This is a genomic window from Acinetobacter sp. UBA6526, from assembly GCF_002434875.1.
Taxonomy (GTDB): domain Bacteria; phylum Pseudomonadota; class Gammaproteobacteria; order Pseudomonadales; family Moraxellaceae; genus Acinetobacter; species Acinetobacter venetianus.
Genome location: NZ_DJLC01000248.1, coordinates 1 through 13,822, shown reverse-complemented (window position 1 = coordinate 13,822; position 13,822 = coordinate 1). Strand labels below are relative to the sequence as shown.

The following is a 13,822-nucleotide window of genomic DNA, read 5'->3' as shown; positions in this document are numbered from 1 at the left end:
AGACTTTGTATTGCGGTGGGACGCGTTTGTAATACGCAGGCCCATGACTTCCCATCTGATGTAATACAACTAAATGCGGACGTGTATCATCCTTCGGAATCGTCGCTAAGTATGCTTTTAAACTATCAATTAAAATATCATCAAAACATTCTTCATCTTTACACCATTTCTTTTGAATGGGTTCTGGAATTTTGAACTCTTCAACACGGTCACACGTTCCTTTACAACCAGAATTGTTATCAATCCATGTCACTTGATAACCAGCTCGCTTAGCAATATCTAGCAATCCTTCACGATGATTCGCTAGACTTTCATCATAATCTTCGCGTGGCATACCTGAGAACATACAAGGTACTGAAACTGCCGTTGCCGTTCCACATGAACTCACTTGAGAAAAATTGATAATGTCTTGTTTCGATAATTTAGGGTTGGTGTTCTTGCTATACCCATTTAAAGAGAAATTTTCTGCACGCGCAGTTTCACCGACGACTAGAACCATTAATTTAGGCAACTTGGATGCATCAGTTTTTTGCATCGTTGCATCTTCACCATAGGTTACGAGCGGAAGATTTTCTTTAGGTGCTTTCTTTTTATAATAAGACGCAAAAGATGCAATCATATTTTGTGGTGAGATCATACCTTTCAAATCACGGTTTTCACGGAAGATTGCTGCAAAATCAACATAGAAAACAAAAAGCAGACCACCTACCATTGCTAAAGAAACAACAGAAGCAATTACTTTCTTGAGCAACTGACCAACGATAGGTTCAGATTTTAGTTTTACCATTAAAATCGCAATGATCGGTAAAACCGTCATCCCTAAGGTCCAAACAACCAAATGCCAAGACCAAGTATCACGCGCTTCTGCCATATCTGTCTGCATCAGATTTTGCACTTGATCAGAAGTAATCAAGACACCTAAGGTGCTCACTGCATATGAAGCAAATCCACCGATAAAAACCAGTGCAATTGCAATTGGCTTAGCCGTCCACTTCCAGTTGAATAACTGAAAAATAAAGTTATACAGTGCAACAACAACCAAAACCGAAGCCGCAACAAATAGACCTGCTTTGATGCCGGTATAAGGAGTAAGGGATTGAAGCTTTTCATAAAAAGCGATATTCAGGAAAACTCCTAACCAAATTGCGAGCAATAAGTTAAAAGTAAGCAGTGAAATCGGCCTGATCTTGAGTTTTTGTAGCAGCATAATCATCACAATCTAAAAAGAAAATTCTTAGCTTCGCTAAGATAAAAATTGAAACTTAAAGATGACTTAAACTAAATACTTGATGTTTCACAATACTGCTGATTGAACGCTAAAACTCGTATCATGACGCTAAAAATTATTTATATGAAAACAATAATTTCCTTATACCCGATCATTCCAAACATCGTATTATTTTATTGTTAACAAGCCATCCAGTGGATAAGGAGATTATAGTGTAATGAAGAAAAATTGAAATAAAAAAACACCCTATAAGCAGCGCTTAAGGGTGTTGTTTTAAGCTAAAGTATTAGAACTTGAACTCTAAACCTAAACCTGCAACTGGTTGCTTGTCTTTCTTACTTGCTTGTTCAAGTGTCAAATAACCTGCATAACCATAAGTTTTAACTTGTTTGTTAAAAGCATAGTCTGCACCAGCGATAATTTGCTTCGCTTTAAAATCAGATGAGTTATCTTTAAAGCTCGTATCATTTTGGCTGTACTGACCTTTTACCGTCCAGTTTTTCGCTTGAGGAATATTATATTCAGCGCCAATTAACCAACCTTGTGCATCATCAATATTCTCAGAACCCGCATCATTTCCAGCAACAGCTTCTACTTCTGATGTTTGGTACATTGCTTTTAACGCCAAACCATCAATTGGATTCACACGACCAATGGCACGAACAGTATTCGCTGCTGCAAATAAAGATCCACCACCTATTTCAGGTTCAGCAGCATTTAACATGCCACGTCCTAAGAAATTACTTGGAATTGCTTTGTCATAAGCTAAAGCTGCAACAACCATTGGGTTTTCATATACAACAGAAGCTGACCATGCATCACCTAAACCACGACCAGAAACTTTAGCTCCACCACTGGATTTTTTAATCCCAGAAGATTCACCTGTTGCAAGTAATGCGTTGAATTTGAAACCACCGTCTAAAAGTTTCACTGCTGGTGATTCATATACCACCACATTATCAATACGGTTTTCGCCTGTGAAGATCCCTGTTACATCCGCTTTATTTGCGACATAGTTATTGAAGGTATCTACTACACTTGATAATTGTTTCAACGGCGTATCATGCTTACCGATTTTAACAGTACCCAATTGACTGTCTTTTAAACCTACATAACGGTTACGTTGAGTCCAGTCACTACTATCACCATCAGCACTAAAACCCCATTCAGCAGCATATACAGCACTTAAACGGTCAGTCAGTTTTTCATCACCCTTTACGCCGATAAAAGAACTGTTTGAACTAATTTCCCAAACATCTTTATTCGATTTAGTTGCATTTTTTCTGGTAAATAGTCAACGCTAGCATCAATCTCACCGTAGATTGTTGGCGCTGCAAAAGTTGATGTTGCAAGTAAACTGAGCACTGCTGCTGTTACAATTTTGATTTTCATTGTTGACATCCTAGTTAATTTGTAACAAATCCTACACATTAACTTTATATGACAAAACAATTAAAATCTTATTTATTTATTCTATTTTCGACTAAAGTTTAATTTTTATACACGATGATCACTTATCGTTAAAAATAAAAAACATTCAATAATATCATTTATTATCAATATCTTATAAAAACAACCAATTCTTTAATTTAAAGCGATTCAAATCTTGGTAGGCAATTTTTTGATTTTATTGAAATAGGGTCTTCATCTCTTTTTATCCTTGTACACGCCCATTAAATATTTCAACTTAGAATAAAAAAAATTAATTTTGTAATAAATATCTAATGTGGTCTTGCCTTTTTCAACCAGTAATAAATCGGCCATAAGCAAATCACCGCGATCATGCAAATCACAGTTAAATAACAAGTGTACCCTAGCCAATCCCCTATTATCCCACTCATTAAATACAGCAAACCACTGATCGTCGCCATCACAGAAACCTGAAAAGTAAAGTCTGTACCAGCAAAATTTTTACGGCTGTATTGCATCACTAAAGTCAGCATCACGACCAAAAGCATTGCCGAACATGCATCTTCAAATGCATTGACAGCATACAACCACATCGGCGCAATCGGAGATTGATGCTCAAATGCATAAGCAAGATAACCGTAAGCGATAAGACTAAGTATTTTTAATATTGAAAATAAAATCAAAGCCGATGATCTAGAAAAATATCTAAGCAATAGTCCTGCTATACCTGCACCAATCAATGCTGCGATTGCACCAAGCATGGTAATGTAAATTCCGATTTGCGAAAAACTCAGCCCCATATCAACCATTAACGGTTTTAAAAGTGGTCCTGCAAGCCCATCAGCGATTTTGAAGCTGATTAACACCATTAACCAAGCTTTTAACTCTACAGATGAACTAAAGTAAGCAAGATATTGTCGAACGGCTTGAAGTAGTGATGTCTGTATTTTTGCAATATCAATAGAAGCTTTAGGATGAACAGGTTCTTTATAAAATAAGATCGCTAATGTATTTAAAAACACAATCCCAGCCAGTAATAGAAAAGTTGCTTGCCATTGCAACCAGTCCAGACTCCACAATACAGCACCACCACCGACAATAAAGCCAAGCCTTGAACCAATTACTTGGAAGGTATTGCCCCAATGTTGTTGATCAGTTTTAAGCAAATTAACAGCCAAACCATCTGTTGCAATATCTTGCGTTGCGCCTGTTAGATTGCTCAATAACAATAGAACAAAGAAGATCAACAAGTAACTTGGTTGATCCAAAGCTTGAATGGGGAAAAATGAAAGTAAAATTAAAATCAAAACACTACAAAGCTGTGTAGGAATAATCCAGCTTCGATAATGGCCAATATTAACACTCCCATTTCTTTCCCTGCCGAAAACGGATGGATAAGGTATGGCATAACGATCAACATAGGCAGCCCAAAATATTTTGATTGACCACGGCAGCATCAACAAACCAAAACCGCCGATATGTGCCAGTGAAACACCTTGCGCTCTCAAAATGACGGGCAAAGCATGTGTCATAAAGCCGACAGGTAGACCTTGAGCCCAATACAGTGAAAATAATAAGACATAAACTTGCCGTAAATTAGGCATGTATCAATTTCCTCGACAAGTGCTTAGTAAGTTCAAAAGTATCTAATCCTCTCAAAATCTTGACGATATTTTCTCATTTTTTGCCAATGCAGAGTATCTCCTCAGCGTTTAAGATAATTATAGTTGTCATTATTTAGCTTTACTTATGCCACAACATTTTCCAGATTTACCACCATTAGTTCCCCAACGTGGAACTCATTATAGTCGGGCTTTGTGTAAAAAAATCTTTTTAAGCCAAGGCTGGAAAGTTGTGGGCGATATTCCAAACCTACCTAAAGCAGTCGCAATTATTTCACCACACACCTCAAATATCGATGGATGGTATGGTTTTCTAGCGATTGGTGGCTTAGGGTTAAAAATCACAGTTTTAGGCAAAGATACGTTATTTAAACCACCTTTCAAACCACTTTTAGACTGGGCTGGATTGATTCCTGTTCACCGTGACAGTACCAATGGGCTAACGGAGCAAGTTGTCGCAACCATTCAAAAATATGATCGAATTTGGGTAGGTATGGCACCTGAAGGAACACGTAAAAAAGCAGAGAAAATGAAAAGTGGTTTCTACCATATTGCTCATGCAGCGGGTATTCCAATTGTGATGTTCTCTTTCGATTACGACCATAAAACCATTTATAGCTTAGGGGCTTTTACCCCAACAGGTCACTATCAACAAGATTTAGAAAAAATTATGAGTCTTTATGAAGGTCATTTTTCGCCGAAAAACCCACATTGGCTGGCTGAACCATTACAAAAACTTGTGAAAAAAAACTAGAAAGTTAAGGGCAAATCTGATCTGATGTGCCCATCTCCTCTGTCTATTTTATCTTCAACTGTTATGAAAATTGCTCGACTTTCTTGTTTGGCACTGCTTAGCCTTGCTTTATTCGGCTGTGATCAAGCAACGAAAAAAACACCGCCCACAACGACATTAAAAGCACGTGAACCAGTGATTGCACTGGCTCTAGGTGGTGGTGGTGCGAAAGGGTTCTCTCACATTGGTGTGATCAAAGTATTAGAGTCCCACGGCATTAAAGCAAAAATCGTAACAGGCACGAGTGCGGGTAGCTTTGTCGGGAGCATTTATGCAAGTGGTCAAACACCGTATCAAATGCAAAATCTAGCGCTCAAACTCCAAGAGTCGGATATCCGCGATCTTACTTTGAATAGCCAAGGCTTCATCCTCGGACAAAAACTACAAAACTATGTCAATGCTCAGGTTGGTAATAAGCCGATTGAAAAATTTCCAATTCGTTTTGCAGCAGTAGCAACCCGATTAGATAATGGTAGAAAGGCTGAATTCATCAAAGGTAATGCAGGACAAGCAGTTAGAGCATCATGCAGTATCCCAAATGTGTTTGTTCCAACCGTGATTGGCAGCACTAAATACGTTGATGGCGGCTTAGTAAGTCCAATTCCTGTAAAAACGGCAAAAGATATGGGCGCGGATATTGTGATTGCTGTCGATATTTCAGCACGTCCAACGGGTGACAAACCACTGAGTATGTGGGGATTACTCGATCAAACCATTAATATTATGGGACAACAAAGTATTAATGAAGAACTCAACCAAGCGACGATTGTGATTCAACCTAAAGTCGGACATTTAGGTGTGCTCGACCTTAAATCGAGTAATGAAGCCATTCTAGAAGGTGAGAAAGCTGCGCAAGCAAAAATCACGGCAATTCAAAGCGCAATTACTAATTTTAAGAAATCTCCAGCAGCATTTAAACCTGCCCCAAGACCAAAATTCTAAAAAAACAATCTTTGTATATTCATAAAGATAATGATCTGATAGAGTGCAAGAGGTGAATATTTATTCACCTCTACTCACTTTAATCACACGAGCAAATCTATGGAATTTGTAGTTGAGCCTTGGCACTGGTTTGTATTAGGGATTTTACTCATTCTTTCAGAGTTAATTTTGCCAGCTTTTGCCGCTTTATGGTTTGGCATTGCAGCCGTTATGGTCTGCATTTTGTTGTGGCTTTTCCCGATGATGGGATTTACAACCCAAGTAATTACTTGGGGAATTTTATCTATTTTATGCACGATTCTTTGGTTTAAGTTTATAAAACCACTTTCAATCGATAAAACCAAAGCTGGTTTGTCTCGTGAATCAACCATTGGACAAGTTGGCATGGTCATCCATACTGGACTCGATCATGGTCAAATTATTGTACGCTTTCCGATGCCTATCTTGGGCTCTGATGAATGGAACTGCCGTTCAACAGCCGAAGTAAAAGTTGGGGATCGCGTTCAAGTTATTGATATTTTGGGTAATGATTTAGTCGTTCAACCGCATAGCTCCGCATAAACACAAAGAGGGTTTTCAATGTCTGTCGGTACTATTGTTGTATTAGCGCTTTTCGCTTTTATTGGTACAACTATTTTTAAAGGGGTGCGTATTGTTCCCCAAGGTTATAAATGGATTGTACAACGCTTAGGTAAATACCATACTACCTTACGTCCAGGTCTTAACTTTGTCATTCCGTATATTGATGAAGTTGCTTATAAAATCACAACCAAAGATATTGTTTTAGATATTCCTTCTCAAGAAGTGATTACTCGTGACAATGCCGTCATTATTGCCAATGCTGTAGCGTATATTAATATCACGACACCAGAAAAAGCAGTGTACGGGATCGAGAACTATACTTGGGCAATTCAAAACCTTGTTCAAACTTCATTGCGTTCTATCGTAGGTGAAATGGACTTGGATGATGCACTTTCATCTCGTGATCACATCAAAGCTAAACTTAAAGCTGCCATTTCTGATGATATCTCAGACTGGGGTATTACCCTTAAAACAGTTGAAATTCAGGATATTCAACCATCACACACCATGCAGGCTGCGATGGAAGCACAAGCTGCTGCTGAACGTCAGCGTCGTGCGACTGTGACCAAAGCGGATGGTGAAAAACAAGCTGCGATTCTGGAAGCAGATGGTCGTCTTGAAGCATCTCGTCGTGATGCAGAAGCACAGGTTGTTCTTGCCGAGTCTTCACAACGTGCCATTGAAATGGTTACAAGTGCGGTAGGTGATAAAGAAATTCCAGTTGCTTACCTACTCGGTGAACAATACGTGAAAGCAATGCAAGATATGGCAAAATCAAACAATGCCAAGACTGTCGTACTCCCTGCCGATGTACTGAACACGATTCGCGGAATTATGGGACGTTAATTTTAATTATCGTTCTGTATGCAAAAAGCCATGGTTCTCCATGGCTTTTTTATTCTCTAGATTTTTAAATAAGTCGCTTTAATTTAATTCTGATCAGCAAGCTGCTTAACCTTGCGATCAAATACAAATGGGCCAAATGGTAATACAGCCGCAATCAACCCCATATTAAAGACTGATAAAGACCATTTCATGCGATGACATACCACAAACAACATCACGAGGAACAAAATAAACAAAACACCATGCCCCATACCAATATATTTTACGAAAATTGGATTTCCCCAAATATATTTAATTGGCATTGCGATGCCGAGTAAAAGTAAAAATGAAATACCTTCAAGTGTGCCAACAATACGTAAAGATTGAATATTCATAACATGCCTTAAATTAACTTTGACGTGCCAATAAAAATTGAGAGATTGCAGTGAGATCTTTTGCGTCTTCACCAAAGAATGCCAAAGCTTCAAAGGCTTGATCATGTAATGTTTGCGCGTAGGCTTGTGCTTGCGCTAATCCCATTAACGCAGGATAGGTAGATTTTTGCACCTGTTCATCTTTACCCGCAGTTTTTCCGAGTGTTTCGGTGCTTGCCGTAATATCTAAAATGTCATCTTGAACTTGGAACGCTAAGCCAATACTTTGCCCAAACTGGCGTAGCTTTGGAATTGCTTGATCAGTTCCAGCGAAAACCGTGACTGCACCCATCATAATTGCCGCTTGGATTAATGCACCTGTTTTATTGCGATGGATATTTTCAAGTTCGGCTTGATCGACCTGTTTGCCTTCAGCTTGTAAATCCAAAACCTGTCCACAAACCATTTTTGAACTGGCTGTCGCTAAAATTTGCATCTGCTTTAGTACAATTGCAGGATCAGTGCCCTGCCCTTGTTCATCGAATAAACGGCTACCTAGAATCTCAAACGCCATGGATTGCAGAATATCACCCGCCAATAAAGCGGTATCTTCGCCAAAAGCAACGTGACAAGTCGGCTGACCACGACGCAGCAAGTCATTATCCATACAAGGCAAATCATCATGTGCCAGTGAATAACAATGAATCAATTCAACTGCAACCGCAGCACGTCGAGCAGCAGCAAAATGAGGATTTGGTTTTAATGCAGATGTGGCATAACACAGTGCTGGACGGATTCGCTTTCCACCTAACATTACCGCGTGGTGTACTGCGGCTTTTAAGGGTTCTGGAATCGAAAATGCAGCCAATGCTGTCAATAAATCTTGTTGAATACGTTGTTGAGCTTGTTTTAAAACATCCGCATTAACTTGAGAAATAGATGACACGATTGCCTCTGGAATTTAAATGGAAGAATAAATGACAGAACTTGCCAAAGTGGCGACATCATAACACTATTTACCTCACTAAATTGTGTTTGTATTTTTAATCCATTCAAAATAATAAAACCTCCTAAAAAGGAGGTTTTATCGACTATAAATCTTGATTAGAACGTATCACCCGGTACGCGTACCCAACCTTCCATCAATACCCGCGCACTACGGCTCATAATGGCTTTTTTCACTGACCATTTGCCATCAATCAAGTCAGCCTGAGCGCCTACACGTAACGTTCCAGATGGATGACCAAAACGAACAGCTTCACGTTCGCCACCGCCAGCAGCCAAATTAACGAGAGTTCCGGGAATCGCTGCTGCCGTTCCAATTGCAACCGCAGCTGTGCCCATCATGGCATGGTGTAATTTACCCATTGAAAGCGCACGAACCAGTAAATCAACATCTGTAGCGTCAACAGCTTTTCCACTTGAAGATGTATATGATTTTGGTTTTGAAACAAATGCAATTTTAGGTGTATGTTGACGTGCTGCTGCTTCAGAAATATCTTTAATTAAGCCCATTTGCACTGCGCCATAAGCACGAATTTTTTCAAAACGCGCTAATGCCACCGAATCACCATTGATATGGTCTTGTAATTCTGTACCTTGATAACCAATATCTTCAGCATTCAAGAAAATCGTTGGAATGCCTGCATTAATAAAGGTGGCTTGGAATGAACCAACTTCAGGCACTTCAAGCTGATCGACGACATTACCGGTAGGGAACATATCGCCACCCTCTTCGCCATCATCTGCTGGATCTAAAAACTCAATTTGAACTTCTGCTGCTGGGAATGTCACACCGTCAAGCTCAAAATCACCTGTTTCTTGTACTTGCCCATTGGTTATTGGTACATGCGCGATAATGGTTTTTTGAATATTCTTCTGCCAAATACGCACCGTACAAATGCCATTTTCAGGAATACGATCAGCATCAACTAAACCATTAGAAATCGCAAATGAACCCACTGCAGCAGTTAAGTTACCGCAGTTTCCACTCCAGTCGACAAATGGCTGATCAATTGAAACTTGCCCAAAAAGATAGTCAACATCGTGTTCTGGCTGCGTGCTTTTTGCCAAAATCACCGTCTTACTGGTACTAGAGGTTGCACCTCCCATTCCATCAATTTGTTTACCATAAGGATCTGGACTGCCAATTACACGAAGTAAAAGTTGATCACGAGCTTTGCCTGCTACTTGTGCCGCTTCAGGTAAATCATCTAATTTGAAAAATACACCTTTACTTGTGCCACCACGCATATAGGTTGCAGGGACTTTAATTTGCGGTACTGAGCTCATGTCAATTTCATCCTTCTATCATGTACTTGGTGCAAGTAAATTTTGAGTCTAAATTACTGCACAGCAATCGAAAATGCCATACGACCAATTGATTTTAGATCATCGATCGTGAACAAAATATGTCTTTGATATTGAGTCTATTCTGTAAATTTAACAATGGCGTTTAAACCACTAAACAAGGTTAATTAAACAAAGCCTTTATTTAAGTGTATAAATAAAATACAAAGCTTAGTTTACTATTCACTCAAATATAAGATTTTAAATGAATTTTAAAAACAACTTTCCAGTCATAGCTCATCTGTACTTTTACTAGGCGAAAATCTTTCAATCTATTAGAATAATCCACTTATTCCTCGTCGAGCTCAGTCCTTTGAACAACGATTCTTCTAAACTTCAGCGTGGACTAAAAAACCGCCATATCCAACTCATCGCGATGGGTGGGGCTATTGGTACGGGCTTATTTTTAGGTTCTGCGCAAGTCATCCAGTCTGCTGGACCATCTATTATTTTGGGTTATGCGATTGGCGGCTTGATTGCTTTTCTAATCATGCGTCAACTCGGTGAAATGATCGTTGAAGAACCTGTTGCAGGTTCATTTAGCCATTTTGCTTATCAGTATTGGGGTAAATTTCCTGGTTTCTTATCAGGTTGGAATTATTGGGTTTTATATATTCTCGTTGCCATGAGTGAGCTCACGGCGGTAGCGAAATATATCAACTACTGGTGGCCTCATATTGCGGCTTGGCAGTCAGTATTATTCTTCTTTGTCATCATTACTGCGATCAACCTCACCAATGTGAAATTCTACGGTGAATCTGAGTTTTGGTTAGCAATCATTAAAGTCACTGCTGTTGTTGCTATGATTCTTTTTGGTTTGTATTTATTGTTTACCGCAGATGCAAACTCAACAGCGTCATTTAGCAACTTATGGTCACACGGCGGTTTCTTTCCGAATGGCTTTGATGGGCTATTCTATATGCTTGCCTTCCTCATGTTCGCCTTTGGTGGTATTGAGCTAATTGGTATGGCAGCAGCTGAAGCGAATGATCCAAAGAAAACAATTCCAAAAGCGATTAACCAAGTTGTTGTTCGTATTTTAATTTTCTATGTCGGTTCACTCGCAATTTTATTATCGCTTGTGCCTTGGAATCAGCTTGATTTAGGTGGTTTAGACAAGAGCCCATTCGTGATGATCTTCAGTCAAATGGGGATTGGTTGGGCTGCACATTTACTTAACTTTATTATTCTAACGGCTGCTCTCTCCGTTTATAACAGTGGTATGTATGCTAATAGCCGTATGCTGTTTGGTTTGGCTGAACAAGGCAACGCACCGAAAGTTTTTGCGAAAGTAAATAAGCAAGGTGTACCTGTACCAGCAGTCTTGCTTTCTGCATTATTGATCTTTGGTTGTGTGTTATTGAACTACTTTGTTCCAGAAGATGCTCTTGGTCATTTAATGTATATCGTGGTAGGTGCTTTAGTTTTGAACTGGGCGATGATCAGCTTAACGCACTTAAAATTCAAAGCAATGACGAAAGAGAAAGGTTTAAAAACCAGTTTCCCTGCATTATGGTCTCCTTTGAGTAACTATTTAGTTTTAGCATTTATTGCAGTTGTTCTATACATCATGTGGCAGCAAGGCTTTAAAGAATCTGTACTGATGATTCCGATCTGGATTGTGCTCATGTTTATTTTATTTAATGTTTTAAATAAAAAGAAAACTGACTAAATAATTGATCGATTTATTAAAAAGTGATTGCTAAGGCAATCACTTTTTTGTTTATAATCATTAAATTATACGCCCTTAGCTTAACTGGATAGAGCAGTTGCCTCCTAAGCGACCGACGTGGGTTCGAGTCCCGCAGGGCGTACCATTTTATCGTGTAAATTATTATTGACTAAAACAATCAAAAAGCAATTAACGAACCATTCAATACTTATCCTCTTGAATGGTTCAAAGGATAAAAGAGTAATTGCCTCTTAACTCCTTCTTAGAACCAACTTAGTATTGATGTCTTCAACGCATCAAACAACAAAGTGAATAAACTCGTTTTTGAATATAGGTTTAGTAAATTAAACCACCAACAATTCTCTCGCTTTGCTCAACAAGTCCTGTTGATCAATCTCTGAGGGATGGAAACTAGCTTTATAAAATGCCAAATAATCAGGTAATAAACGCCACATCATTTGTGTTAGGCCGACTAGCGTTTTCGCATTCTTTAAAATTTGTTTTGGCTGATACAGTGTATTTCGACGATCTTGCCATACTAGATGACTTGTCATAATTACAGTACTACTGATAAACCCTAAGGTAATGGTTCTCATGCTTCGACGGCGCTGAGCTAGATTATCAAAAACCTGTTGATATACATCAAATGCCACATGTTTATGTTCAATTTCTTCAACAGCATGCCAAAGCCAAAGATTTTTCATATTTTCAGATAAACCTTTGAACATGACATCTGGATACTCAAGCATATACCCCGCCATCATCGCAGTAAAATGTTCTAATGCAACAGTTGCAGCCAATTGGCGACGCTGGCTCAACCCTCGCAAACGAATCATTTCCTGCTCATACGCTTTTTCAAATTTTTTTAGATGATATTCGCTATTTTGTACCAGTTGATTGAATTGCTCATGGGCACGTGCATGATGCGCCTCTTGACCAATAAAGCCTGAAATGTCTTTTTGAAGTTGTTCATCACTCACTTGATCACGTACATTGCGAACAGTTTCTACAAAAAATCGCTCACCTTGTGGAAAGCTCATCGATAATGCTGTGAGAAAATGTGACATCAAAGTTGATTCAGTATAATGCGCATTAATGTTTTCAGGTTTGAATTGCGTTTGACGCACAGTAATCGTATTCACTTGTTTTGACATCATGGCTTTCCTTACTGATAAAACTTTAGCACGCGATTACAATATCATTGTAACTTGCTCACAGACCAAGTCTCATATTTCGCATTATTGGCAATCAAACAATTGCCTAAACTATGAAATTCACATATAGACTTAAGTAAGTTCCAAATTAAAACTAATAGTAAGTTATAGCCTACACACGCATACTGTCAATACACTTTAGAGTATTAACTCCAAACAATCTGATCAAGATAATTTTGAACTACAGCATTTTCCCTAAAAAATAGTAGCCCTAGATTTCAAAAGATTTCATTGATCACTCTCCGAATAATAAAACCTTATTCAACCGCCAAATTAATTCTACGTCGTCTAAGTAATAAGCCTTTGATGACATAATTGGTAGATACAACCAGTAAGAAACCGATCAAAAAAGATCCAATCACATCGAAAGGAAAATGCACACCTACATAAACCCTAGCCAATCCAACAATCACACCAACAAATAGCCCCACAATACCAATCGCCCTATAACCAGCTATCAGATAAGTAAATGCAATCACGGCAATTGTGAGGGTATGCTGACTAGGAAAAGAAGAGCTTGACCCGTGACCAATCAGCTTATGCCCCAAATCCAACTGAAACGGACGTGGATGGTGATAGAACATCTCAATCAGATCACTAAAAGCAATTGATAACAAAACGATAAATAAGGTTTTAGCAAACAATAAGCGATACGTTTTCCATTGAATAACCAATAGAAACACCAGAAAACTAATAAAAACAGTATTCAGGTCATTTGCGAGGAATATCATTACGTTATCAAAAGCTAATGAGTGTGTTGCAAAGGAGTTAACGCTATGGAATAAATTGTATTAGTTCAGACTTGATCTGA

Annotated in this window: 11 protein-coding genes, 1 tRNA gene and 2 pseudogenes; 6 read left to right on the top strand and 8 right to left on the bottom strand. The window is 38.7% G+C overall.

Annotation, left to right across the window (positions count from 1 at the left end):
• The 3 genes and pseudogenes from B4237_RS17215 to B4237_RS17205 form a co-directional block, all read right to left on the bottom strand.
• Positions 1-1,207 (bottom strand): phosphoethanolamine transferase (locus B4237_RS17215; protein ID WP_414632352.1); only part of this gene is annotated, 1,207 nt, incomplete at its 3' end.
• Between the two features lie 307 nt (positions 1,208-1,514).
• Positions 1,515-2,620: pseudogene (locus B4237_RS17210) on the bottom strand (porin).
• Positions 2,621-2,949: 329 nt separating this feature from the next.
• Positions 2,950-4,242, bottom strand: coding sequence for an MFS transporter (locus B4237_RS17205; RefSeq protein WP_278595326.1), 1,293 nt, complete (start codon positions 4,240-4,242; stop codon positions 2,950-2,952).
• A 145-nt stretch (positions 4,243-4,387) separates the two neighbouring features.
• Between B4237_RS17205 and B4237_RS17200 the strand changes: the two genes are divergently transcribed.
• The 4 genes from B4237_RS17200 (at position 4,388) to B4237_RS17185 (ending at position 7,423) form a co-directional block, all read left to right on the top strand.
• Positions 4,388-5,014, top strand: a complete 627-nt coding sequence (locus tag B4237_RS17200) for a lysophospholipid acyltransferase family protein (RefSeq protein WP_061392490.1) — start codon at positions 4,388-4,390, stop codon at positions 5,012-5,014.
• A gap of 63 nt (positions 5,015-5,077) precedes the next feature.
• Positions 5,078-5,995, top strand: coding sequence for a patatin-like phospholipase family protein (locus B4237_RS17195; protein WP_061518670.1), 918 nt, complete (start codon positions 5,078-5,080; stop codon positions 5,993-5,995).
• Positions 5,996-6,094: 99 nt separating this feature from the next.
• Positions 6,095-6,556: an NfeD family protein gene (locus B4237_RS17190; protein ID WP_286944097.1), complete on the top strand. Its 462-nt coding sequence runs from the start codon at positions 6,095-6,097 to the stop codon at positions 6,554-6,556.
• A gap of 18 nt (positions 6,557-6,574) precedes the next feature.
• On the top strand, positions 6,575-7,423 hold the full coding sequence (locus B4237_RS17185; RefSeq protein WP_004877049.1) for an SPFH domain-containing protein: 849 nt from the start codon (positions 6,575-6,577) through the stop codon (positions 7,421-7,423).
• An 83-nt stretch (positions 7,424-7,506) separates the two neighbouring features.
• On the opposite strand, the gene B4237_RS17180 is transcribed toward B4237_RS17185, so the two are convergent.
• The 3 genes from B4237_RS17180 to prpF all read right to left on the bottom strand — a co-directional run bounded on the left by B4237_RS17180 (position 7,507) and on the right by prpF (position 10,068).
• A complete protein-coding gene (locus tag B4237_RS17180) occupies positions 7,507-7,797 on the bottom strand; it encodes a DUF3817 domain-containing protein (RefSeq protein WP_278595324.1) in 291 nt (96 codons plus the stop codon).
• A gap of 13 nt (positions 7,798-7,810) precedes the next feature.
• Positions 7,811-8,722, bottom strand: coding sequence for a polyprenyl synthetase family protein (locus tag B4237_RS17175; protein WP_278595323.1), 912 nt, complete (start codon positions 8,720-8,722; stop codon positions 7,811-7,813).
• A 158-nt stretch (positions 8,723-8,880) separates the two neighbouring features.
• On the bottom strand, positions 8,881-10,068 hold the full coding sequence (gene prpF / locus B4237_RS17170) for a 2-methylaconitate cis-trans isomerase PrpF (protein WP_007484233.1): 1,188 nt from the start codon (positions 10,066-10,068) through the stop codon (positions 8,881-8,883).
• Between the two features lie 370 nt (positions 10,069-10,438).
• On the opposite strand from prpF, the gene B4237_RS17165 reads away from it, so the two are divergent.
• Together B4237_RS17165 and B4237_RS17160 are read left to right on the top strand one after the other, a co-directional pair.
• Positions 10,439-11,797 carry an amino acid permease gene (locus tag B4237_RS17165; RefSeq protein WP_026094034.1) on the top strand — a complete coding sequence of 453 codons (1,359 nt, stop codon included), beginning with the start codon at positions 10,439-10,441 and terminating at the stop codon, positions 11,795-11,797.
• A gap of 69 nt (positions 11,798-11,866) precedes the next feature.
• A tRNA-Arg gene (locus tag B4237_RS17160) sits at positions 11,867-11,942 on the top strand.
• Between the two features lie 199 nt (positions 11,943-12,141).
• On the opposite strand, the gene B4237_RS17155 is transcribed toward B4237_RS17160, so the two are convergent.
• Both B4237_RS17155 and B4237_RS17150 read right to left on the bottom strand, forming a co-directional pair.
• A complete protein-coding gene (locus B4237_RS17155; protein ID WP_278596065.1) occupies positions 12,142-12,951 on the bottom strand; it encodes a metal-dependent hydrolase in 810 nt (269 codons plus the stop codon).
• 317 nt (positions 12,952-13,268) lie between these two features.
• Positions 13,269-13,796: pseudogene (locus tag B4237_RS17150) on the bottom strand (phosphatase PAP2 family protein); the annotation flags it as partial.
• Between the last annotated feature and the right edge of the window lie 26 nt (positions 13,797-13,822).